The organism is Candidatus Competibacter phosphatis (genome assembly GCF_012939995.1).
Taxonomy (GTDB): domain Bacteria; phylum Pseudomonadota; class Gammaproteobacteria; order Competibacterales; family Competibacteraceae; genus Competibacter; species Competibacter phosphatis.
The window spans coordinates 18,553-42,875 of sequence record NZ_SPMZ01000003.1 but is presented as its reverse complement, the minus strand read 5'-3'; the positions used below and the strand labels follow the sequence as shown (position 1 = coordinate 42,875).

Genomic DNA, 24,323 nt, shown 5'->3' with positions numbered 1-24,323 from the left:
CGTTTGATACGTTCCAATAAGATAATGTTTGTATAAATAAGTCCTTATCATGGCTATTTCTGTTGTTGAGATCGTTCGGTGGGATTCAATGGCTGCAAATGCAATGGTCGAAACGGAGTGAACAAATCGGCCAAAACGTGGCGGAACCGGGCACTCTTACCCACGAGGAGAAGCAGAAGCGCTGCAACGGCCAGACCGGTTAGCATCCACCACGAAATGGAACGCGAAGCGGCGACAACACTTGCTGAGTCTGTACCGCTCGCTGTCGCCAACGCCGGATTTACCGCTACTTTCAAGGTTTGCCCTGGGAGCTCCGTCGTGCGAAGCTGCTGCGTTTCCAGGTCAAACCAGGTGTATTGAGTGGCGGGAATCGTGAACTCGCCGGCCCGCTTGCAGACATACGTGACGACATCGCGCCGTTCACCGCGCAATGAGCCGCCGTCGGTTTGATCGAGCAATTGTCGCTTGGTGTAGATGCCCAGACCGTCAATCTGTCCGGCGGGAAACGGTGGGAACACCATGCCGGGCACGTCCGGCGCGGTGAAGGTGATCGTGCGAGTGAACGCCGCGCCCGCCATCACGTTTTTCTTTTCCTGGCTCGGGCCGCCACGTCTCCTCGATCTTTAAATCCCGGGCGCTGATGACCTGCCCCAGGCTTTCAGCGCCCGGCGGCATCTTGACCGTGAACGGCATCGAGTCGGTCTTGAGCGTAGCCGCGATTGTATTGGTGTCCATTGGGGTGCGCGTGAATTCAAAGCGCACCGAAAAGGCGGGGACGGATTGCTCTCCCGCGCGCATCGGATAGGCCGACAACTCGTGCCGCTGTACCGTGTAGCTCGTGCCATCGATGGTTTCACTGCTCAGAAGGGGATGCCCCATGGGAGGCAAAAGCAGCACGCCTTGCGGGTCGGGCAGGTCAAACGAAGCGGCGCTGGAGAAGTATCCCGGCGCGAGCAGCTCGACCACGACCGTAACCTTCTGGCCGACCCAGATAGTGTCCTGGGTATCGAGACTCGTCCGCACCTTCGCTTCCTGCGCCAGTGAGTGGCCGCACAATAGCATCCCTGCGAGGCAGAGAAGACATCGAATAAAAGCACGTGAAACCGGCCGGGATTTCATGGTGTTCCTCCTGTCCCGGACGGTTGTCCCGCCGATGCCGCCTGGTAGGCAAACTTCGCCCGCAGAAAATCGCCTGGGGTCGTTTGCACGCGGCGCAGCCACAGGGCGCGCAGCTCGGCATCCGACATCTTTTCTCCGTTCATCTCCGTTGGCTTTCCCTCCTCCTTGTTCTCGCCCTTCAGATCGAATTTGATTTCCTGCGGTTTGTAGGCATTTGCGGACTCCTCAGCCCGGTGCTTGCTTGACTCGGCCAGCATCTCTTTACGCGCCATGGCCAATGCCTTGTTGTCCTCCGCCTCCTTCCAGCCGGAATGGAAGCCCAGGGCACGGTCATACCGCTCAATGGCCTCGTCGTATTTGCCGCGCATCAGCCACGCATTGCCCTGATCAAACGCGCCATCCGCGCCCGGCACGCGGGCAAAGGTTTTGGCCGCCGCCTCGAATTGCCCATCGCGATATTGCGCCATGCCGATGTGCCATGGATCGGCGTAAGCCTTGGCCGCTTCAGCATATTTTTTCTCGGCGAACAAGCGATCCCCGCGCTGGTCGGCCGTCAGCCAAAAGTGGGGATTACGCACCGTCCCGACAACAAGGACCAGCAAGAACAAGAGTCCGACGACCCAAGGAACAGATGAGCGCAAAGGCAGCGGGAGCTGTTTTCCTGCGCTTGTTTGGCGTCCGCGATTGCTTTGGTTGGAGGTCATCGTGTCATACCTCTTGGAACCGGAACCATCCATCCCTCACGAAAGAACAGCAGCAGGAGGGCCGCAATCATGGGCGTCAACCAGTAGCCGCTTTCCGCCCAGCGACGGTTTGTATCACCTCCGCTGGCGCTGGCAAACTTCGAAGCGCTGGCCAGTTCCCGAATATCGGTATCGTCCGCGGCAAGTCGAACGACGCTGGCATTCACGGTGCGGGCGCCTGTGATCACCGCATCCAGCTCGGGTCCCGGAAACAACGGAGGCAACAGGCGCACCGCTGTGCTGGAAGACTTCCTCCAGGACGACAAAGGCGCCTTCTGCTCCGCCGCAATGCTGTCGGTAATCCACAGAATCGACCCGCCGCCGGCCTCCACCAGGGCCTGATCCGCCAGCTTGAGGGCCTCCGCCGCCACATCGCCGACCACGGGCATGATCTTCGGGTCGAGCGCTCGGGCAAAGGTATCGATAATGCCGCTGTCCTTCGTGGGTGGCATGACCACATGGGCACTCCCCGCATAGGCAATCAGCGAAGTCTTTGCGGCGCCTCGTTCCTTGAGCAGGTCATGGATTTTATCGGTGGCGCGTGCCAGGCGACTGGGCTGCACGTCCTCCGTGGTCATCGAGGGCGAAACCTTCACCACGATGGCGATGGCGGCGACGTCATCCGCAAAAGGCGCGGGCTCCTGTTTCCAGGTCGGTCCGGCGATGGCGACCACCGTAAGCAGCCAACCGAGGCCAATGAATTCCAATGGGCCAAGGTGGGAGTTTTTCTCCTCTCCGCCCAACAGGTGTGTGAGCAGGTGCGGGGCAACGATGCCGCGCCACAGCTGCTTTGCGTCATTGCGTCGGCGCAGGAGCCACCACAGCAGCGCTGCGGGAGCGAGTGCAAGCAGCCAGGCCGGACGAATGAAATGGAAGGACAAGGGCCATAATGCGGCCAAGGAGAAGGGCGCGAAAGAAGCAAGGACACGACCAGGTGATTCTGCCTTCACCCTTCTTGAGATCTTTGGCCGCAGAAGCTGGCCAATATGGAGGAGCATCGAGACCATCAACGCCGCCGCCAGCGGCCACCAATAAATGTCGTGTCGGGGACGATGTGAGATCGTTTGCGCCTTGCGGGTTTCCAGTTTGTCGAGGTGGCTGTAAATCTCATCCAATTGCTGGGTGTCGGCGGCATGGGCGTAGAGCCCGCCGGTTGTCGAGGCGACCTGCTTGAGCGTGTTTTCGTCCAGCGCATCCTCACCCACCGCGCGAGGATCGCCAACGGCGACGGTGTGAATGGTGATGCCCTTGTCTTTCGCGATCTGGGCCGCCTTCAGGGGCGGCACCTGGCTGGCGGTGTCGTTACCGTCGGTGAGCACGATGAGCACGCGTTCCTTGGCCTCGCTGCGATCGAACAGATTGATGGCTAGGCCAATGGCGTCGCCGAATGCCGTTTGCGGCCCCGCCATGCTCACCTCCGCCTCGTCCATGAGCTGGCGGCAGACTTTCAAATCCTCGGTAAACGGCACCTGCACGAACGGAGCGCTGCCAAAGAAAATCAACGCCACGCGATCGCCCTGGCGCTTCGCCAGAAAGGCATCCAGCACTTCCTTCACGGCGGTGAGACGGTCCACCGTCTGGCCACTGGCATTCTTAAAGTCCTTCGTCGCCATCGAGCCGGACAAGTCCACGGCCAGAACCAGATCTCGCACGGGTATTTCCTTGGTGACCGGCGGCTCGATGATTTGGGGACGCGCCAGAGCGAACACGGCGCAGATCCAGCAAAAGCACACCGCTAGCCAGCGCCACCAGCCACCCCGAAGAATCACGGCGCCTTTCAGCGGGTGCTGGCCACTCTGCTCGGCCAAGCGCGCGAGGAAGGGAACGACCAACCCCTGTCGGGTTTCGCGACGTGCCGGCACGAGCCACCAGACCAGCAATGGCAACGGCAACAGGACGAGCAGCCATGGGTAGGCGAGCGTCAGCATGGGTCCTTCTCCGGCAATTGTCCGACAGAAGACCGCGCGGGCGTCGGCGGACCACCCGCTGGCTCATCGTCCGGCGTACCTCCTGCCTGCGGTTCAAGCCTAGTGTCGTGAAATTTGATCCAATGGCGAATTGCCTCCACCACGGAGTGGAGTTTCCGCGGATCGAGACTGTCGGCGGTGCGTGGATCGTAGATGGCGTTTTCCAACGTGGCGCCGAGCGCATCGCGGAAACGCGAGCCGCTTGCGGTGTGGTCGAGAAACTCAAACCATTTCGGCCCGGTCAGCGTGGCAACATCTTCGCGCGGGAATGCGGTCATCGCGGTACGCTTCAAAAGCTCGGCGCAATCCAACAGAACGCCAGGGCGTCGTTCAGGATTCTCCAGCGCCGCCTCCTGACGCGCCAGCTCGGCCAGAGCCTCGCGGCGATAGCGGTTGTGCTGCCAGCGCATGAGTCCTGTGATCAAGGTCGCCAGCAGTATGACGATCATCAGCCCCAGCACCCAATACCAGCCCGACGCAGGCGGCCACCAGGGGACGGGCGGGGCCACGATGATGTCGTGCAACCGATCGAGGCTGGTGGCGTTAGTATTCATCGCAAGCGTGCTCCCAATTGACGGCGGACTTGTTCGGCCACGTCTTCGCTGGTGCTCAACGGGAGCACCGGCGTTACCCGTTGCAGGAGAAATTTTCGTCCGGCGGCGCGTTCCTCGGCAAACGTAGCGCGGAAGCGTTCGCGAAAGCCGCGGTTGTTGGTGTCCACCTCCAGTTGCTGGCGGCCATCGCTGAACACCAACCGCCCGGCGGCAGGCAATTCCACCTCCAGGGGATCGTGGATGAAGGCGAACAGCACATCATTGTGCCAAGCGATGCGCGTGAGCAGTTGGCGCGACTGCTCATCGTGGCCGTAAGCGTCACTGATGATGCAAATGAGAACATCGTGCTTGGCCAGCCGGTCGCAATGCCGGAGCACCTCATTGAACATGCCGGGATTAGCCTGGGTACCGCCGGTCACGGAAAGCTCGTGGTTTTGTTCGACAATCGCGTGAAGAATCCGCATCACCGTAGCCTGGCTGCGCTGCGGGCGGATTTCCTCAATCTTTGAATCGTTGAACACCAGGGCGCCAACGCGGTCCTTCTGGGCCAGCACGCGCCACGCGCTGAGCGCGGCCGCTTCGGCGGCCGTGACGGATTTCATGTTCTTGACGCTGCCGAAAAACATCGTGATACGCTGATCCACGAGCAACAGCGTGGTGCGTTCCCGTTCCTCGGTAAAGACGCGGCTATGGGTCTTGCGCGTGCGCGCCGTGACCTTCCAGTCGATCTGGCGGATGTCGTCGCCCATCTGGTAGCGCCGGATTTCCTCGAAATTCAGCCCGCGTCCGCGCAGGCGCGAGGCGTGTCGCCCAGCGAGGAGTGAGTGAATCGGCTGGCGGGGCAGAAAGCTGAAACCACTGGCTCGACGCTGCGACGCGACCAGGTCCGGCAGGCTCGCATAGACGCCGGGCAAGGCAGTGCGAACGGCGGAACGATCGGAACGCGAGGGACCTGAATTCATCCCTTGGCGGTCTGTGCTGTTTTCTTCGAGCGTGCTCATACGACGGCAACTTGCTTCAGGATTTCGTCCAGCACGGTGTCCTTCGTGACGCCTTCAGCTTCGGCCTCGTAGGTCAGGATGAGGCGATGGCGGAGGCAGGCGTGGGCAACCGCTTTCACGTCGTCGGGCGTAGCGGTGTCTCGACCATCCAGCCAAGCGCGGGCACGCGCACCGCGATCCAGGGCCAGGGTGCCGCGCGGGCTCGCGCCGATTTTGATCCACTTGGAAAACGGCGCATCCTTGAAATCCCCTGGACGACGCGTGGCCGCAATCACGGCGACAATGTATTTCTCCACAGCCTCGGCCACTTGCACGGCAAGGACTTCCTTCCGCGCGTCAAAAACGATTTGCTCGGCGAGCTTGCCGTCTTCCTTGTCCTTCAAACCGGCGTCTTCGCCACGGACAAGTCTCAGGATCTTCCGTTCATCGTCGTCGCTTGAATAGCCTACGAAGACATGGAGAAGGAAGCGATCCATCTGCGCCTCCGGCAGCGGATACGTGCCTTCCTGCTCAATGGGGTTTTGCGTGGCGAGAACCAGAAAAAGCTCGGGCAGCTTGTACGTTTTTCCTGAAACCGTGACCTGGCGCTCCTCCATGGCTTCCAGCAAGGCCGACTGCGCCTTAGCCGGTGCGCGATTGATCTCGTCGGCCAGGATCAAATTCCCGAAAACGGGCCCTTGCTGGAACTGGAACTTGTCGCCTTCAGCTTCGCCCACATAAATCTCCGTCCCGGTGATATCGCTGGGAAGCAGGTCGGGAGTGAACTGGATGCGGCGAAACTCGCTTTCCAGATTGGCGGCCAGCTTCTTGATGGTGCGCGTCTTCGCCAGGCCGGGCAATCCTTCCATGAGGACATGGCCATTGGCCAACAAAGCGATGAGCAATTGTTCGATAACATGCTCCTGGCCAATGATGGCCTTGGCCATGCGATTCTTTAGATCGAGTATTTGGTTGTGAGTATTCGTAGTGTTCATGCGTCCGACGCTCCAATGAACCATAGGTAGTAGGGGTTTTCTGGATCTTGGGTGAGCAGCCACCTCATGGTTTCCTGCCATCGCAACCGATCCCGTTGGTAGGCGTAAATCCCGGCTTCGTAAAAGGCGAAGAGCTTCTGATGCTCGGTTGAGATTTCTCTCTCCGGAATGGCGTCCGCATTGACCAGGGGCGGCGCTGTGCGCAGATCGTTCAGCGCTTGCAATGTTGAGATGAATTCGCCCGGCATCACCCATGCGCCGTATTCAATGCGCGGCCGGTTGTCGGTAGTCGGTTGGGCGTTTGCCGCGTAACGTTCCAATCCGGCGCGGTCGGTCACCCAGGTGGCCAGCAGGGCGGCGGGCGAGGCGATGCCCACCTCGCGCAACGCAGCGGCAACCTCCGGTTGATTGAAACGGGCGGCGATACGGGCGGCGTCGAGCTCGATGGGGTCGAGTGACCCGACGAGCAGCATTTCGTGCAGCTCCGTCGTCCACAAGGTGGCGTAGGGAAAGACGTCGAGAAAGCTGCGGACCAGCGAGCGCGTGTCGCTGTCGGTCTGGGTGGGCAGAGGCAACCACTGGGCCATAAGGCCGTTGGTATGCAAACGGGTGGCTGCCAGTCGGTAAAAGTCCGTGGAGTACAGGTTGACCACGCCAGCGGCCGATGGCGGAGGAGGCTCAAGCGTGATGAGATCATAGCCGTCGTTGCTGCGCAGCAGTTCCCGCCGGCCATCGCGCAATCGAACGTCAATGCGCGGATCGGTGGCGACGCCATCATTGCCTTCAAACAGGGCCGCGCCACGGACCACGGCGGGCAACAACTCCGCGCAAACCCGCCGTTCCAATCCTGGATAGCGCAGAAGGCTGCCGGTGGTGATTCCCGTGCCAAGACCGATCACCAGGACGTCGCGAGGTGTACCGCGATGAATGATCAAGGGCAGCAAGGCCTGCAAGCGCATATAGCGCAAGGAGGTCATCGAATCGCCGGAATTCGAGACGCCCTGGATATACAGTCGCCGGAAGCGATTCCGTCCTGAACCTTGTTCGATGATGGCCACCGTGCCAGCGGCGCTGGCCTCGTGAAACAGCAAGCGACCATGGCGTGCCTCGGCCAAAAGGCGGGCCAGATGATCAGGCCCCAGACCGATTCCCATCGCGACAACCAAGCCGCCGCAAGCGAAAGTGGCCCACTGCAATCGTCGGGAAACCGATGTTCCTTTGACCACCGCGACGATTCCCACCGTCGCCGCGACGGCGGACATCAGCACCAGGCTACGTTCCAAACCAAGCCTGGGAACGAGGACGAACCCTGCCAGCAGAGTGCCAGCAATGCCGCCGAGCGTATTCAGCGCAAGCACTCTCCCCGTGTCCCGGCCGGAACTGGCGGGTTCGGCAGTCAAACGCAGCGCCGCCGGGAAGGCCGCGCCCAGCAGAAAAGTGGGAACGAGCACAATCCAGCCCGCCGCGACCACGAATCGCGCGGCCATGGCCAAAGACTCCTGCTGCGTCAGGTGGAACATCCAGGTCGCTGCCTTGACTTGGACGGACGAGAGCCAGTGGCCGGCAAACAGGACACCCACCAGGCCAGAAAGCCCGACCGCTGCGATGAGTAGTCCCAAACTCCCCCACGGGTCGGTGGTTCGATCCGCGCGGCGCGCATACCAGGCGCTGCCGAGAACGATTCCAACCAGGTAGGTGGCCAGGACGACCGCGAAAGCAAAACCGCGGGTGCTCGTCCATTGCACGATGGCTTGCGACCAGATCACTTCGTAGCCCAATGCCAGACCGCCGATGATGGAATACAAGCCCAAAGCGAGGCGGTTGCGGCGCGAAACCTCGGGTAAGGCGGAAGCCGTTTGGACAGAAACCCGAGCCTCGCGGGAGCGCGCAACGAACAGGGCGATGAGTGCCACGGCGACGTTGATTGTTGCGGCGACAAATGCCGAACCAAGGACGCCAAACAGCGGAATCCACAGGAAGGGGGCGAGCAATACGCCCAGAATCGCCCCTGCGGTATTGGCGGCGTAGAGACGTCCTCCGACAGCGGCCACGCGCGCGGCGGCGGGCGCAACGACACGCATCATCAGCGGAACCGTACCGCCCATCAGGACGGCGGGCAAACCGACCAGCACGAACGGAAGTGCCCAGGCGACCGGGCCGGTGTGAGTTTCCAACCACACGAACCACGGCGCGGATTGGCTGATCAGCAAAGTTGCCAATACGCCCAGGACGCCAATGCCAATTTCCACGAGAGCGTAAAGACGAAGCGGGCGGGCAAGGCGATCCGCGCGTTTGCCAAAGCAATAACCGCCAATGGCCAAGCCCGCGAAAAATGCACTGACGGCCGTCGTCACGGCGAAGACGTCGGCGCCGACCACCAGGGATAGCTGCTTTACCCATAGCAACTGATAGATGAGCCCGGCGATGCCGGACATCACCAACAGCAAGACAGCGACCAGAGTTACGTCACCGGTTGCCTCGCGCACGGCGATGCTGCGAGTGACTTTAAGCGTGGGCCGCTTCTTTTTTGCCATCGCTTCGAACCTGCCAAACTTAGAGCGCAACACAACTCGCCGGCCGCAAGGGCCGGCGAGTCCATGGTCAAACACTGCGACCCTATTTCTTCTCTTTCTGCTGTTGCAGTTCCATTTTGAGCTTTTCGACTGCCTTGTCGATCGAGAAGGAGGCTGAACTCTGGCTCGGTGGATATTCGACGAAGGTCTTCAGGAATTCCGACGCTCGCCGAATTCCCTCGAAGATCAGGTAGACGTTCTGCGTGTTCCACTCATTCCAGTTGTTGGTCGGACCGATGTCGCCGCGCTCGTAGGGATCCATGCGCAGGTTGTAAATCTTGGGTGTGCGCAGGCTGGTGAACGGGTTTCTCCAGATGTCGAACCCTCCGACCGCGCGTTGCTCGGCGAAAACGAGCTTCCAGGCGGTCGGATTGGCCGCGTCCGGCAGGACGACATCGTAGCGCATCGACACGAGTTCCCCGTCGTCGTCGAAGTAGTAGTACTCCTCGCGCGCCGACTTGTCGGTCTGACCAGTCAGCAGCGGCAACTGGTTGTAGCCGTCCAAGTGGACCTTGAAGGTCTTGTCGCCGATCTGGGCGCCCTTCAGCAGCCGCTCCTTGATGGTCGTGTCCCCGGCCGCAGCCATCAGCGTCGGGAACCAGTCCAGCCCAGAAAACATCCCGTTGACGATCTCACCAGGCTTGATGTGACCCGGCCATTTGACTATCGCCGGCACCCGGAAGGCGCCTTCCCAGTTGGAGTCTTTCTCGCTGCGGAACGGCGAGCTGGCGGCATCAGGCCAAGTGAAGAGGTTCGGCCCGTTGTCGGTGGTGAACACCACAATGGTGTTGTCGGCGATCTTCAGGTCGTCGAGTTGCTTGAGCAACTTGCCGACGTTCTGGTCCATCTCCCACATGCCGTCGGCGTACTCGTTACCCCGGCCCATACCCCCCCTTGCCGCGGTACGCCTCGCGGACGTGGGTGAAAATGTGCATCCGCGTGAAGTTCATCCACACGAAGAAAGGCTTTTGCGCCTTGACCTGGCGATCAATGAAATCCATGCAGGCGGCCGTGGTTTCATCGTCAATGGTTTCCATCCGCTTTTTTGTTGAGCGGGCCAGTGTCCGTGATCTTGCCATCGGCAAAACTGTGAATCACCCCGCGCGGGTTGTAGGACTTGAGGAAGTCGGGGTTGTTACTCATCCAGTACGGACGCTCCGGCTCCTCCTCGGCGTTCAGATGGTAGAGGTTGCCGAAGAATTCGTCGAAGCCGTGGTTCGTCGGCAGGAACTCGTCCCGATCGCCCAGGTGGTTTTTGCCGAACTGACCCGTGGCATAGCCGAGGGGCTTGATCGCCTGTGCGATGGTGATGTCGCGGGCCTGAAGGCCGATCGGGGCGCCCGGCACCCCGACCTTCGTCAAGCCGGTCCGGAACGCGGACTGCCCGGTGATGAACGTCGCACGCCCCGCAGTGCAACTGTTCTCGGCGTAGTAGTCGGTGAACAATATGCCTTCCTTGGCAATGCGGTCGATGTTCGGTGTCTTGTAGCCGACCAATCCATGCGTGTAGGCACTAAGGTTGGATTGACCAATATCGTCACCAAAGATGACCAGGATGTTGGGCTTTTTTTCCTCGGCAGCGACTGCGCTACCGGCAGCGAGCCCCATTGCGGCGAGTGCTGCGATACTCAGCAGGGCTGCCAGTTTCACTTTCATTTTCACTTGCGGACCTCCTTCTACTCGCTTACAGAATTAAATGCGGTGCTACACGGTCTATCCGCTTTCAGCTTCCCACAGGTCAAGTAGCGCATGGCCGCTTCGCAGCGGTGTGCACTGAATGTCATTCTGACGTTTTAGTTATAGTGGGTAGGGTCAAACGGTTCTACGCTGTTGACTACGTACGTAGCTGTCGGGCACGGGGTCAACGGGTCGCGCCCTCGTCTCCTCCCTCCACGACCGCCTGTTTGATGCGTTCCAATAGGATTTCGACGCGGAGAGGCTTTTGTAACACGTCCATCGCACCGTGCTTGAGCGCTTGCACCGCCGTCTGCACGGCGCCTCGGTGGACCAACACTACAACCGGTATCCTGGCGCACGCCCAAGCGAACTCCGCGAGTCGCTCCGGCTCGACCAAGTCGCCTACGCTTGCATCCAGCACCAAGCAATCCGGAAGCTCTGGCACGGTAGTTTCGAACCACATTTCCATGGAGGGCAGCGCTTCGGCGCGCAGTCCCGCCGCCACAACAAGCCCCGATAGCAAATCACGGATTGCGGGGTCCTCGCTGACAATGAAGACCGTCTTATCTGCCATGGAAGCCTCAGACTTGCCTTGGCGTAAGAAAGAAAGGAAAGGAAGGGCTCTAGCGCGTGCCCGCACGATGGGCGCTTGGAACAACGATCGCCTTCACGGCGTCTCCTTTGACGATCAAAGTGCTGATGACTTTAACCGACAAGTGGAGCGGGAAGTATTCGGCTAACCACCGAGTCTACGTACGTAGTCGAGTCGGTCATGGAGGATGGTTTTCAAAGATCCGAGCCACCACGCCGGGCGGGGAATCGGCTCGCAAAATCGATCGGTGATTCTCTTGCAAACCCTAGCGGCTTCGCTCCCGAGGAACCAGATGAAGCATCAGTTCCTTGACGGTACCAATTCCCAACTTACGCAAGAGGTTCTGACGGTGCGCCTCCACGGTCCGTGGGCTGACACTCAACTCGCGGGCAATCTCCTTGCTGGTCGAGCCCGTGAGAGTCTGATTGAGCACCTCCCGTTCTCGTTCCGTCAAGGTGGCAAGCTGGTGTTCGAGAGACTCCGCCGCATTGGACAAGTGTCTGGCGGTGGCATCCAAAACCAAGGCGGCGTTGATGCTATCCAACAAGGCTTGGTCCCGGTAGGGCTTCTGAATGAAATCGACGGCACCGGCCTTCATCGCCTGAACCGCCATCGGAACGTCACCGTGACCGGTCAGCATGATGACCGGAATTCTGAACCCCAACTCGTTCAGCCTCTCTTGCAGGGCCAGACCACTCATTGCGGCCATCCGCACGTCGAGCACCAGACAACCCGAGTACTGCGGCTGAAAGTCATCCAGAAACGCGAACGCCGAGGCGTAACCCTCCACCCGCAGACCCACGGATTCGACCAACTCCTGGATCGAATCACGCACTGCGGTATCGTCATCGACGATGAATACCATTTGCTCCCGTGCGTTCCTCATGAACCGGATCTCCGCAAGGTGAATCGGAAAATGGCGCCGCCAGTCGGGTTCGGTTCGTACCAGAGCCGCCCTCCATGGGCTTCTTCAATGATCGCTTTGGAAATGGCAAGTCCCATGCCCATGCCACCGCTGGTACCGGAATAGAGGGGCTCGAAGATGTCCGCGACTCGATCCGGCGGAACGCCATGACCCTGATCCGTCACGCTGACCTGGACTTCCCGATCATCAATCGCGTCCATGTTAACAAACACCTGTTTGTCGTATCGTTCGTTCGAGCAAATACTCCGCATCGAGTTTTGCAAAAGGTTGACCAGGACAAGCTGAATTTGCAAAGAGTCGGCAAGAACCACGGGAAAGTCGCCTGCGAACTGGCGGATGATGCGACACCCCCGGCGTTCGGTCTCCGGTTCCATCATCCGGATCACCTCTTCGACCAAGGGACAAAGAGGCACAGGCAGCAACCGCACATCGCTCGTGCCGACCAGCGACCGAACGCGTTGAGTGATGGCTCCCGCCCGCTCTGCCTGCTCCTCGATCTTCGCGAAAAGCTCAACGAGTTTTGGTTTGTCGTCAACCTTGTTCTGAAGGCGTCGCTTGACTGCCTGCGCATAGTTCTGAATCGCAATCAGGGGCTGATTGATCTCGTGGGAGATCGAGGTAGCCATGGCACCCAGGCTGCGCTCCTTGCTGAATCGTGCCAACCTTTCGCGTAATCGGGCCGCCAGCCCCTCCGCCCGCGTGCGTCGAGCATACTCGTCCGCCAAGGTGGTTTGAGCCCGCCGGAGTCTCCGACGGTTCAACATGAGCGCAACGATCAAGGTGGTCTGCGCCAAAATCACGGTCAACGCAGTGAGTATCTGCCAATAATAGTGATCCCAGGCCGTAAGTTCCTTGAATCGAATCTCACAGTTCGCTGGCAACAGACTCTCAGCGATGCCCCAGCGGCGTAATTGTTGCCAGTCGGCGATGCAATGAGACGTGACCGGCGTCTGGACGCCAATGACGGAGGAGTCTTCTCCGTTCAGCACCTTGACGACGAGCTCGCCCGCGCGCCGTCCCTGCTCGGCATAGCTCGCGATTGAGCCGGCGACAATGCCATGGCCGAGATACGTTTCGTATACGCCGAAGACGGGCGCGCGCGAGACCGCGACGACCCGCGCCAGCACGTCGCGTGGTACCAGCGGTACGCCGTCGCCGTCACGAAACATCGTTAAATAGAGCACTATTGCGTCCGAGGAAAGATCACCCACCGCCGCGATCGTCTTGGCGAGCGTGAGACCGACGAGGTACTGGATCTCCAGTTTTCCCACGTAATGTTCGAGCAATGCCCGAACGACCGACAAGTGCCCCTTGTCCGGCTCGGCAATGCCGGCGACGACGACGACTCGTCGCGTCGCGGGCCGTAAACGCAATGCGAGATCGAGCGTCTGTCCAAATTCGAGCCGGACCGGAACGCCGATCGTGTGCGGATCGAGGTCACGTTTTTCCAGTGAGGCGGCCGGCACGCTGTGAAAAACGATTGCCGCGCCCGGCCAGATTTCCGCACGATAGCGCTGGGCGAAATCGAACGCGATCGACCCGGCCGCGACGACCACATCCACCTTCAGGTCGTGATATTTTTTGCGTAGCAGCGCAATTACATCTTCCGCGAGCAACGTCCGCGGGAAACGAAACATATCGAGCGTTTCGGCGTAGAGTTCGGCGGGCACTCCGTGCTCCGCGCGGGTGATGGCCTCACGCAAACCGCGATCCAGCGCGAGGAACGCCGGCAGATAGGGGTCGGCTGTGTTCAGGATGACGACGCGATGCGATGCACCTTCGCCGTCCCGTTCCTGCGCGGATACTATCGTGGGTACGATCAACAGTGCGATCATCATGACACACCTGACGATGGCCGCACTCTTGAGTCTAGCAAACCCCCGCCCCCACCACCAAGGAACCAACGTAGAGCGGCTCGGCATGAGCGCGGCGCTTATCGATCCCCACACGCCATTAATCACGATCGCGGCCATGATCTCCGTCCTGTATCGTCCCAGGCCGATAGTTGGTGATAGCGTGGCCGCGTGTCCGTGGGCAATCGATCCTCATCGATGTTCCGAGGTCGGCTGGCAATAGTGGATGCCAATGAGAGCAACTGTCGATGATTTAAGATTGATAAAAACGCCATTCAAACACGGTGGGTGACAAGTAACCGGTATATTTCAGACTTTGATATTAAATCGAGACTCCGCGTTCATATCGATCAATAAAGAAGTCGATAACAATCGTCGAGCCTGGAAAACCAGGCGTTTTCCGAACTAATCGATTAACGCGCACCCATAGAGTCAAGAGTTTTCATCCGATCTTCTGGATATGCATTTTACTCACCCCACCGCCCAGCCATTGAGGTGACTCCATCAGTCATTTTTGAGGCTAAAAGAACAACCCCCCACCCACAAATGGGGGAGGGGTTTGGTGGAGAGAGCCACTCCAGTCAAATGCTTCAATGATCTCAGCTCGAAGCAAGCGTTTTCCCGGAATGCCTTGTTTCAGCTTCAGCCCAAGGAGCGAGTACCAAGCTCGGCGGTGTCTTGGATTCTGAAACATCCCATATTGCTCAAGGCGGTTTATCTCGGGTGGCTATTTCACTCCACGCTCGTGGGCCAGGATCGTCTGCACCTGCTCGGAATTACCGGGCGTGCTGAAGCGGATCAGCGCAAAGGCCACCCCGGCACTGTCGGGACCCTCGAAACCACCGGCGTTACTGTCCGACACTTCGGGCATCTGCACCCGTACAAAGCCGGCAGTGGCATTGTTGGGCCGCGCCAAGGTCGAAGGATCGATCACGTTGAGTATCCTGCTCAGATTCATAGCCCCGGCCACGGAGAGGCGATCAGTATCGAAGGTCGTCACCGGGATATTGCGTCGATCGCAGCCGTCGGCACCACCGCGACAATTTCGGCCCAGCCAGACCACCAACTCGGTGGAACTGTTGAGGCTAGGGTCCAAGAAGTAGCGCATATCGAAGCGCACTATGCTATTCGTATTTCCATCATCGTCGTCCAAGGCCATGCCACTGCTCAGCGGCGCATAAGCCGTCGGTTCGCCACCAGTGTACACGATCTCGTTATTGCCCTGCAGCATTACGTTCGTGGCATCGTCCGTCAAAGGCAAAGTGGGAATGTAGGCGGCTGACTGCCAGTTGCCGCGAATCACCATGGTATCGGCGTACATAGCAAAGAGTGGAGGGTTCGCGCCACTGGTCGCCACATTATTCGCCAACACCATATATCCCAACATCCCATCGAGCGAGGGAATGCCGGAACTGCCGACGATGCTTCCCCAGTCCACCGCCACGAAGTCATCGCAGCCGGTGACCAGCGTGCCCTTGTGCTTAAGGGCGCCGATGTCGTCAAAGAACCACCAACTGATCACTCCGGTTTCACCGGTGTTGTTGGGCGCACCGGTGAGTCCGCAATCATTGTTGCGCTGGCTATGAGCCGTGGTATAACCAGGATCAGGGTTCGCAAACCCCCCTATCTCGATCTGGGTGGGGTCGTTGCCCAGCGTCGAAGGTATGGTGATACCCGTTAAGGTATTGATACCTTTAGCTGAATCATACAGCATGTAAGGAATCAGTATGGCCTCTCCAGGTTCGGCTTGGCTGATGGCCTGCACGGAGCCCGCGTAACTTGCGGCGAACAGGGCGCCAGCGATCAACAGCTTATTCTGTTGCATGGTCTTCAGCATTATCCATTCTCCTCGATGTGATGGTCGATTAGCACCATTGCCAATGAGAGGCATTATCAATGCCAATTAAAAAAAGTTTTTTTGTAATTATCAGCTTATATCGTCATGAGCGATCAACGACAATGAAACGGCTATCAAGAAGCGGGTCATAGTGGCCCGATGGGGTTCAATCCGGTCCAAATCTTTCTTATTTGTATAGTTCAAGCATATTGATAAACAAGGCCAAGTGCCCAAATCGGATGGATTAGTCACCGGATAATAGCGTAGAGACGTTGATAAACAACAAGTTTATTTTATATCTTTTAGCTGGTGAAATGAATCTGACTCAAGAGCCTTGCGCTCGGCCGATTGATCATGATACGCATTACCGAACACTCATTCCCACCGGATTTTTATGTCCAGCTTTATGCTGAAATCGATTCAATTCATTGAGGCGGGAATCCGACATCGTTGAAATTCGAAATTCCCCGCCCCAACAGGACGGGGATGGGTCATTACCGCCGCCGCCCGACTCTATCCGCGCCGAGCGGTTCTACGGAAAGCATCGTAGCGGCGACGCTGGGTTTGCTGCGCAAAATACATCGGCATGATGCTCTCGACCGAACGAGGGACGATGCCGATCGCTTCCATCCCGTTGCGGGAGCAGACGCTGTCCACCTGCAGGGAAAGAAAATTGTCGGTGGTGAAAATCTTCACCGGCATCAGACCGAGAATCTTGCCCTGCAACCGGGCCAGCGAATCCGGCAGGCCGACGACCCGCCGCTTCAGTTCCAGCATCCGGGCGATGTCCTCGACCAGTTCCTTGAAGGTATAGACGCGCGGTCCGCACAATTCGTAGCTCTGGCCGATGGTCGCGTCGTTTTCCAACGCCGTTTCGAACGCTTGCGCCACGTCGCCGACATAGACCGGCGCAAAACGGGAGTTCGGGCAGGCCAACGGCAGCACGCGGGCCAGCCTGAGCATGTTGGCGAACTGGTTGAAGAAATTGTCGTCCGGCCCGAAGATGATCGAGGGCTTGAAAACGGTCACGGCCAGATCCTTGGCCTGCATGACTCTCTGTTCACCCTCGCCCTTGCTGAACAGATACTGGCTCGGCCCCTTGGCGGCGTCGGCACCCAGCGCGCTCATGTGCAGCAGGCGCTTGACCCCGGCCGCGTGGCAGGCTTCCGCCACTTTGCCGGGCAGTTCGACATGAACGGCGCGGAAGCTTTGCCGCGAGTATTCGTGCAGAACGCCCACCAGGTTGATGACGACGTTACAGCCCGCGAAGTGTTGTTGAAGCACTGTGGGATCATGCACGTCCGCCTCGACCAGCTCCGCGCCGGGCAACACCTCGATTTCCCGATGTCGGTGTGGATAGCGCGTCAGGACCTTGACCGGATACCCTCGATTGGCCAGCCGCGCGACCAGATGCCGGCCGACGAAACCCGTGCCACCCAACACGCAGATTTTTTGAACTTTCATGCCTGTGCCTGCTCCTCACTGTTCTTATGCCGCCCGCAGCGGATGGGCGCCACGGAATGATCGTTGTTGGGGCGGGGACATGCCCGGTGATTCGCCCTTACAATAGCGCCGCGCATTTAATGTGGGTTCGGCGGCCGATTCGAGGCAAAATTTAGCATAGATCGGCGACGCGCTCCTCCTCGGCAATTATTGATGCAACAAGGATAACCCGATCTTGGAAGCGATCCTGTCGACGCTGTTGTTCTACCTGACGCTGGGCCTGTTCGCCGGCGTCATGGCCGGCCTGCTCGGCGTGGGCGGCGGATTGATCATCGTGCCGGCCCTGGCCTGGATTTTCCATCACCAGCAGGTCGACGACGCCATCGTCATGCATCTGGCTATCGGTACTTCGCTGGCGACTATCGTCGTCACCTCGATTTCCTCGGTGCGCGCCCATCACCGACGGGGCGCGGTGCTATGGCCGATCTTCTGGCGACTGACGCCGGGCATCGTCGTGGGTGCCTGGCTGGGGGCGGCCATCGCCGACGCCCTGCCCAGCGCGGTGTTGAGCAAAGTATTCGCCGTGTTCGTGTTGACGGTGGCGGCGCAGATGGGTTTCGGCGCCAAGCCGGCGCCGCATCGCGAGCTGCCCGGCACGGCCGGCATGCTGACCGCCGGCGGTGTGATCGGCGCGGTTTCGGCCATCGTCGGCATCGGCGGCGGCTCGCTGACCGTGCCCTTCCTGACCTGGTGCAATATCGCGATCCGCCAGGCGGTGGCCACCTCTTCCGCCTGCGGTCTGCCGATCGCGCTGGCCGGCGCGCTGGGCTTCGTCGTCACTGGGCTGAACGCCGCCGGCCGGCCCGATTGGAGCCTGGGTTACGTCTACGGCCCGGCGCTGGTCGGGATCACGCTGACCAGCATGTTGTCGGCGCCGCTGGGCGCGAAGCTGGCCCATACCCTACCCACCGAAATGCTAAAGAAGGTGTTCGCCGCGTTTCTGACGCTGGTGGGTGTCAAGATGCTGCTGGGTTGAAGGCGGTGCTCAAACACTCGCGGGCAACCTGGGAGAACAGATGATGATTGGCACCCTGGTGAACACCGGCGCGGTGGTGGCGGGCAGTGCCATCGGCTTGGCGGCCGGAACGCGACTGCCGGAACGCATCAAGATCGTGTTGATGCAGGCGCTGGGGCTGGCCGTGGTCGCCATCGGCCTGCGCATGGCGCTGGAGGCTCAACACACCCTGCTGGCGATCGGTTGCTTGTTGCTAGGCGGCGTCACCGGCGAACTGCTGCGCATCGAACAGCGGCTGGATAACCTAGCCGAAACCCTGAGCCGGACCTTGCGTTCCAACTCCAGCCGCTTCGTCGAAGGCTTCGTCACCGCCACCCTGCTATATCTGACCGGCGCCATGACCATCGTCGGCTCGATTCAGGACGGCACCATCGGCGACCCCAGCGTGCTGCTGGTCAAATCCTTGCTGGATGGCGTCGCCTCGGTGGCGCTGGCTTCGTCGCTGGGAGTCGGGGTGATGTTCTCCGCCTTGCCGGTGCTGCTGGTACAGGGCGGCATCACCCTGCTGGCGGCGCAATTGGCGTTCCTGTCGCAACCGGCGGTGCTGGATACCGTCAACGCCACCGGCGGGCTGCTGATTCTCGGCATTGGGATCAATTTATTGGAAATCGGCCGGATTCATGTGGGCAACCTGCTGCCAGCGTTGCTATATGCCATCGTTGGCGCGTTGTTATTTCCCTAGACTTCGCGCCGCATCCACTCTCACAGGCATCCAAGGCGAAAAAACCGTCATGCACATTAGGTTGAAACGGGTGGTGTTAGGCACCGCCTTCGTTATTGTTTCGATGAGCCCTCTCGCGGTCTTGGCCCAGACGAAGGCCATGCCACCGTTGCCGGTCAAGGCCGCGCCGGCAACCCATGCCACGCTGAATGTCGAAGTCACGGCGGTCGGCACCTTGCGCGCCGACGAAACCGTGATGGTTCGCCCAGAGATCGCGGGTCGGGTGGAAACCATTCATTTCCGGGAAGGCCAAAAAGTACGCCAAGGCGAACCGCTGGTGACTTTGGATCAGGAGGAATACCAGGCGCAACTGGCCAGCAGCACCGCGCAACTCGCCTTGGAGCAAAGCAGTTACCGACGTTTGCAGGACATGGATCGCCAGCAACTCACCAGTCAGCAGAATCTCGATGAAGCCAAGGCCAAACTGGATACGGCGCGCGCTCAGCAGGAACTCAATCGGGTGCGCCTGAGCAAGACCGTGATTCGGGCACCGTTCGATGGCATGATCGGTCTGCGCAAGATCAGCCCCGGCGCCTACGTCAAGCCGGGCGACGATATCGTCGCGCTGGAAAGCCTCGGCGCGATGAAGCTGGATTTCCGGGTGCCCGAAACCTACCTGGCACGGCTGGCGGTTGACCAGCGGCTGGCGGCGCGGGTGGATGCCTATCCCGAGCAAAGATTCGAAGGCACCATTTACGCCATCGAACCGGCCCTGGACGAGGAAACCCGCACCGTGCTGCTGCGGGCACGGTTGCCCAACCCAGACAATAAGCTGCGGCCGGGCCTGTTCGCCCGAGTCAGCCTGATTCTGGAGCGGCGGGAGAACGCCTTGGTCGTACCGGAACAGGCCATTGTGCCGGTGGGCCAGACCACTTTCGTTTACCGGGTGGTGGACGGCAAGGCGGTCATGACGCCCGTCAAACTGGGGCTGCGCCGGCCCGGCTTGGTGGAAATCCTGGAAGGTCTAAGCGCCGGCGATCTGGTGGTGACCGACGGACAGTTGAAGATCCGCGACGGCGCGGCGGTACAGGTACTACCGCCAACGGAGACTCAACCCGCCCCTACCACAAAGGGCTAGTTCGCCATGTTCCTTCCCGAACTTTGCATCAAGCGCCCGGTGCTGGCCACGGTCATGAGCCTGGCCATCGTGCTGATCGGCGTGATTTCCTTTCAACGGCTACCGGTGCGCGAATATCCCAACATCGATGCGCCGGTGGTATCGGTGCGCACCGTGTATTCGGGTGCCAGCGCCGAGATCATGGAAAGTCAAGTCACTCAGCCGCTGGAGGATTCGCTGGCGGGTATCGAGGGTATCCGCACCATCAAGTCGGTAAGCCGCGAGGAAGTCAGCCAGATCACGATCGAATTTCTGCTGGAGCGGGACGTGGACGCCGCCGCCAACGACGTGCGCGACCGGGTGGCGCGAGTGCGCGGCCAATTGCCGGACGAAACCGATGATCCGGTGGTGGCCAAGATCGAGGCCGATGCCCAAGCCATCATGTGGCTGGCCTTTTCCAGCGACCGACACAGCGCCCTGGAAATCACCGATTACGCCGACCGCACCATCGTCGATCGCTTGCAGGCTTTACCGGGAGTGGCCAGCGTCATCATCGCCGGCGAACGGCGCTATGCCATGCGCCTGTGGCTGGATCGCGACCGCATGGCGGCCTACGGACTCACCCCGCAGGACGTGGAAGACGCCCTGAAGCAGCAAAACGTCGAATTACCTTCCGGCCGCATCGAATCGCATCAGCGCGAGTTCTCGGTGCTGACCGAATCGGACTTGCGTACCCCGGAGCAGTTCAATGACCTGATTCTCAAGGAATCCAAAGGCTATCCCATTCGCTTGCGCGATATCGGTTACGCGGAAATCGGTGCGGCGGACGACCGCAACGCGGTGCGGGTCAACGGCAATCCCTCGGTCGGGCTGGGCGTGGTCAAGCAGTCCACCGCCAATACGCTCAGCGTGGCGCGGTCGGTGCGGGAACTGCTGCCGGACATTACCGCCAACCTGCCGGAAGGCATGAAGATCAGGATCGCTTACGACGGATCGATCTTCATCGAAAAATCCATCGAAGCGGTTTATCACACCATGGCCGAAGCGCTGGTGCTGGTGGTGGCGGTGATCTTCCTGTTCCTGCGCAATTGGCGGGCAACCCTGATCCCCTTCGTGACCATCCCGGTCTCGCTGATCGGCTCCTTCGTGTTCCTCTATGCCTTGGGCTTCACCATCAACACCCTGACCCTGCTGGGATTGGTGCTGGCCATCGGTTTGGTGGTGGACGATGCCATCGTGATGTTGGAAAACATTCACCGCCACGTCGAAAACGGTCTGCATCCCTTCAAGGCGGCCCTGCGCGGCGCCAAGGAAATCGCCTTCGCCATCGTCGCCATGACCCTGACCCTGGCGGCGGTGTTCGCGCCGCTGGCGTTCATGACCGGCAACACCGGGCGGTTGTTCACCGAGTTCGCCTTCACCGTGGCGGCGGCGGTCATCGTTTCCGGCTTCACCGCGCTGACCCTGACGCCGATGATGTGTTCGAAGCTGCTGCATCACGAAAACCGGCACAACTGGCTGTTCAGATTGAGCGAACGCTTTTTCGAGGCGATGAACGGTGGGTACCGCTACGCGTTGATCCAGGCCCTCAGGATGCGCTGGGTGATCGTGCTGGTATTCTTCGCCACCGGAGCGGGGGCCGGCTGGCTGTTCCTGCATCTCAAGTCGGAGCTCTCACCGCTGGAAGATCGCGGGGTGTTCATTGGCGTGATCGTCGCTCCAGAAGGCTCGACCCTGGAATACACCGACAGCTATGCCCGGCAACTGGAACAGTTCTACAAGAACATTCCCGAGGTGGTTTCTTACTTCTCCTTCGTCGCGCCAGGGCTGGAGAAACCGAATCCGGTCACCAGTGCCTTGTCGTTCGTGCGTCTGAAACCCTGGGAAGAACGCCAGCGCAAGCAACAGGACATTACCAAGGAACTGGCGCCGAAGATGTTCGGCGGACTGCCGGGAGTCTTGGCGTTTCCGATCAATCCACCTTCATTGGGACAAAGCTTCCGCAATCCGGCGGTGCAGTTCGTGATCCAGGCCACCACCTACGCCGAATTGCAGAAACTGGTGGACGCGATGATGAACAAGGTCCGCACCTATCCCGGCATGATCAATCCGGATACCGACCTGCGCTTGAATAAACCGCAACTGTCGGTCGTGCTCAAGCGCGACAAGATTGCCGCCGTCGGCGCGGACGTGGAGGAAATCGGCCGCACCCTGGAAACCTTGCTCGGTGGTCGGCAGGTGACCCGTTTCAAACGCGAAGGTCAGCAATACGACGTGATGGTGAAGCTCAAGGACCAGGACCGCGAGCAACCGACCGATCTGACCGCGATCTTCGTGCGTGGCAAGGATGGACGTTTGGTGCAACTTTCGAATCTGGTCGAAGTGCGGGAAACCGTCGCGCCCAAGGAGCTGAACCATTTCAATCGGCAGCGCGCGGCGATGATCTCCGCCAACATCACCCCCGGCTATACCCTGGGTGAAGCCCTGGACTTCATGGATCAGACGGCCAAGGACGTGTTGGGGGAACACGCCCGGACCGAGTTGGACGGCCAGTCTCGTGAATTCCGTGAATCCGGCGCGACGCTGTATGTGACTTTCGTGTTGGCCCTGATCTTCATCTATCTGGTGCTGTCGGCCCAGTTCGAGAGTTTCATCTCACCCTTCGTGATCATGTTGACCGTACCGCTGGCGATGACTGGGGCTTTGCTGGCACTGTTCCTGACCGGCGGCACTCTGAACGTCTACAGTCAGATCGGTCTGGTCATGCTGGTCGGACTGATCACCAAGAACGGCATCCTGATCGTGGAATTCGCCAACCAATTGCGACTGACCGGATTGGATCGACAGGCAGCGGTACTGGAAGCGGCGACCCTGCGGCTACGCCCGATCTTGATGACCACGCTGGCGACGGTGCTGGGTGCGATTCCCTTGGCGCTGGCGGTGGGCGCGGGGGCGGAAAGCCGTCAGCAGATCGGTTGGGTGATCGTCGGTGGCTTGCTGCTGGGGACGCTGCTGACCTTGTCGGTGGTGCCGGTGGCTTATACGCTGCTGGTGCGCAAGACCCACCACACCGCGGAGGAAGCGGCGGAGCTGGCGGAGCGGAAGGCAACGATGACTGAACCGGTGGAGATCTCCAAGGCCAACGCATGAAATGCGTCTGGAGATATTTGGAGTTGTACCCCTCCCGGCGGGAGGGGTTCGAGAAAAGCAACGCTGGTCGCTCGGTTACTTTTCCGATTTTTTTCGATGCGGTTTCCGAGGAGCTTGCGGGCGCGGCATGGGCCGTTCCCTTACCGGAATCCGGTAATTTTTCCAAATAGTCCACAAAGCTCTGGGAGTCGGTCACCCAGCTATCCTCGGCTTTCTTGAGCGCCAGGTTAGCTTCGTAATATTTGTCGTCGGCCAATAGCTTTCCGGCCTGATCCACCGCCTTGGCGGTCGGGTCGAGCGGCATGAATAAAGAGGTCAGAGTCAACTGCACATCGATCGGACGCAGCACTTCGAGGGCTTTCTTGGTTTCACCCTTTTTCAGATGCTCGTTCACCTTATCGATTTCAGCCTTCTTTTCGGGTGTCAGAGTATAGACATCCGCCATCGTGAGCCGGGCATCAATAGGGACCATTGGTCCTAGATCGTCGTGCTTCGGCGCTTTGATCGCCAGTTTATCGGCATCCTTGGCGGCGGCACCCAGCGCGGTTTTCGCCTGTTCCACCAGGGTCTTCGCCTCTTGGGTTTGCCCGTCGAAAATGGCCACGCGCGCCAGCGAGATGGTACGGGCGGCCTTGGAACCATCTTCCGACAACCGCATGAACGCGCGCTCGTTGGTACTATGTTCCACGGCCAGCGCGGTGAGCGATAAAGAAACAAAGGCAACGCCTGTAACGGTGAGCAATGTCTTGCGAATGTTCATCATGGCCTCCGTCGTTGAGGATGAATGATCAAGAGTCGGAATGACTCGATGCGTCAGAGAGTTCCGGGATGGGTCCGCGCATCGGCGCTACCGACGGTTTCCAGTACGTCACGGGCTCGTTGAACGGTGTCAGCTCCGCCGTGGACGATCACCAGGAATTTGGAAGCGCTCCTTGGTCGGTTGCGATGATTGACGAAGATTCCCAGCGACCGTCGTTGAGCGCACTTTAAGAGACCATCGCGGTTTCCAACAGTGGCGACGGTCACGACGTGGTCATGCCATTCTCCGCTCCGTGCAGTGAC

17 protein-coding genes and 2 pseudogenes are annotated in these 24,323 nt (G+C 59.9%); 4 read left to right on the top strand and 15 right to left on the bottom strand.

From position 1 onward, the window contains the following. Positions 1-53 precede the first annotated feature (53 nt). The 14 genes and pseudogenes from E4P82_RS00870 to E4P82_RS00805 all read right to left on the bottom strand — a co-directional run bounded on the left by E4P82_RS00870 (position 54) and on the right by E4P82_RS00805 (position 17,279). The gene (locus tag E4P82_RS00870; RefSeq protein WP_246327272.1) at positions 54-521 is read right to left on the bottom strand and encodes a hypothetical protein; all 468 of its coding nucleotides are present in this window, start codon (positions 519-521) and stop codon (positions 54-56) included. Beyond that, positions 487-1,119 carry a hypothetical protein gene (locus tag E4P82_RS00865; RefSeq protein WP_169247135.1) on the bottom strand — a complete coding sequence of 211 codons (633 nt, stop codon included), beginning with the start codon at positions 1,117-1,119 and terminating at the stop codon, positions 487-489. The genes E4P82_RS00870 and E4P82_RS00865 overlap by 35 nt, the downstream gene beginning before the upstream one ends. After that, the gene (locus E4P82_RS00860) at positions 1,116-1,823 is read right to left on the bottom strand and encodes a hypothetical protein (RefSeq protein ID WP_169247134.1); all 708 of its coding nucleotides are present in this window, start codon (positions 1,821-1,823) and stop codon (positions 1,116-1,118) included. Before E4P82_RS00860 ends, E4P82_RS00865 begins: the two co-directional genes overlap by 4 nt. Beyond that, positions 1,820-3,790, bottom strand: a complete 1,971-nt coding sequence (locus E4P82_RS00855; protein ID WP_169247133.1) for a VWA domain-containing protein — start codon at positions 3,788-3,790, stop codon at positions 1,820-1,822. Before E4P82_RS00855 ends, E4P82_RS00860 begins: the two co-directional genes overlap by 4 nt. Then, positions 3,784-4,383, bottom strand: a complete 600-nt coding sequence (locus tag E4P82_RS00850; protein WP_169247132.1) for a DUF4381 domain-containing protein — start codon at positions 4,381-4,383, stop codon at positions 3,784-3,786. The genes E4P82_RS00855 and E4P82_RS00850 overlap by 7 nt, the downstream gene beginning before the upstream one ends. Next, on the bottom strand, positions 4,380-5,384 hold the full coding sequence (locus E4P82_RS00845) for a DUF58 domain-containing protein (protein ID WP_246327271.1): 1,005 nt from the start codon (positions 5,382-5,384) through the stop codon (positions 4,380-4,382). The genes E4P82_RS00850 and E4P82_RS00845 overlap by 4 nt, the downstream gene beginning before the upstream one ends. Then, positions 5,381-6,358 (bottom strand): AAA family ATPase, encoded by a 978-nt coding sequence (locus E4P82_RS00840; RefSeq protein ID WP_169247131.1) that lies wholly within the window; start codon positions 6,356-6,358, stop codon positions 5,381-5,383. Before E4P82_RS00840 ends, E4P82_RS00845 begins: the two co-directional genes overlap by 4 nt. Beyond that, entirely contained in the window at positions 6,355-8,892 is a 2,538-nt protein-coding gene (locus E4P82_RS00835; protein WP_169247130.1) for a fused MFS/spermidine synthase, read from the bottom strand. Before E4P82_RS00835 ends, E4P82_RS00840 begins: the two co-directional genes overlap by 4 nt. Positions 8,893-8,974: 82 nt before the next feature. Beyond that, a pseudogene (locus E4P82_RS00830) lies at positions 8,975-10,587 on the bottom strand (arylsulfatase). A gap of 205 nt (positions 10,588-10,792) precedes the next feature. Continuing rightward, entirely contained in the window at positions 10,793-11,182 is a 390-nt protein-coding gene (locus E4P82_RS00825; RefSeq protein WP_169247129.1) for a response regulator, read from the bottom strand. A 283-nt stretch (positions 11,183-11,465) separates the two neighbouring features. After that, the gene (locus tag E4P82_RS00820) at positions 11,466-12,086 is read right to left on the bottom strand and encodes a response regulator transcription factor (RefSeq protein WP_169247128.1); all 621 of its coding nucleotides are present in this window, start codon (positions 12,084-12,086) and stop codon (positions 11,466-11,468) included. Next, on the bottom strand, positions 12,083-14,098 hold the full coding sequence (locus E4P82_RS00815; protein WP_169247127.1) for a sensor histidine kinase: 2,016 nt from the start codon (positions 14,096-14,098) through the stop codon (positions 12,083-12,085). Before E4P82_RS00815 ends, E4P82_RS00820 begins: the two co-directional genes overlap by 4 nt. Positions 14,099-14,705: 607 nt before the next feature. Then, positions 14,706-15,815 (bottom strand): hypothetical protein, encoded by a 1,110-nt coding sequence (locus E4P82_RS00810; protein ID WP_169247126.1) that lies wholly within the window; start codon positions 15,813-15,815, stop codon positions 14,706-14,708. A gap of 513 nt (positions 15,816-16,328) precedes the next feature. Further along, on the bottom strand, positions 16,329-17,279 hold the full coding sequence (locus tag E4P82_RS00805; RefSeq protein WP_169247125.1) for a complex I NDUFA9 subunit family protein: 951 nt from the start codon (positions 17,277-17,279) through the stop codon (positions 16,329-16,331). Between the two features lie 214 nt (positions 17,280-17,493). Here E4P82_RS00805 and E4P82_RS00800 point away from each other — a divergent pair, with 214 nt between their 5' ends. From E4P82_RS00800 to E4P82_RS00785, 4 genes are all read left to right on the top strand, one after another. Beyond that, complete coding sequence (locus tag E4P82_RS00800; RefSeq protein WP_281383624.1) at positions 17,494-18,294, top strand: sulfite exporter TauE/SafE family protein; 801 nt, start codon at positions 17,494-17,496, stop codon at positions 18,292-18,294. 40 nt (positions 18,295-18,334) lie between these two features. Beyond that, positions 18,335-19,015, top strand: a complete 681-nt coding sequence (locus E4P82_RS00795) for a DUF554 domain-containing protein (protein WP_246327269.1) — start codon at positions 18,335-18,337, stop codon at positions 19,013-19,015. Positions 19,016-19,136: 121 nt separating this feature from the next. Further along, positions 19,137-20,132 (top strand): efflux RND transporter periplasmic adaptor subunit, encoded by a 996-nt coding sequence (locus E4P82_RS00790; RefSeq protein ID WP_169247124.1) that lies wholly within the window; start codon positions 19,137-19,139, stop codon positions 20,130-20,132. Positions 20,133-20,138: 6 nt separating this feature from the next. Beyond that, the gene (locus tag E4P82_RS00785; RefSeq protein WP_169247123.1) at positions 20,139-23,261 is read left to right on the top strand and encodes an efflux RND transporter permease subunit; all 3,123 of its coding nucleotides are present in this window, start codon (positions 20,139-20,141) and stop codon (positions 23,259-23,261) included. Positions 23,262-23,454: 193 nt separating this feature from the next. On the opposite strand, the pseudogene E4P82_RS23440 reads toward E4P82_RS00785, so the two are convergent. Next, a pseudogene (locus tag E4P82_RS23440) lies at positions 23,455-23,919 on the bottom strand (YfdX family protein); the annotation flags it as partial. Between the last annotated feature and the right edge of the window lie 404 nt (positions 23,920-24,323).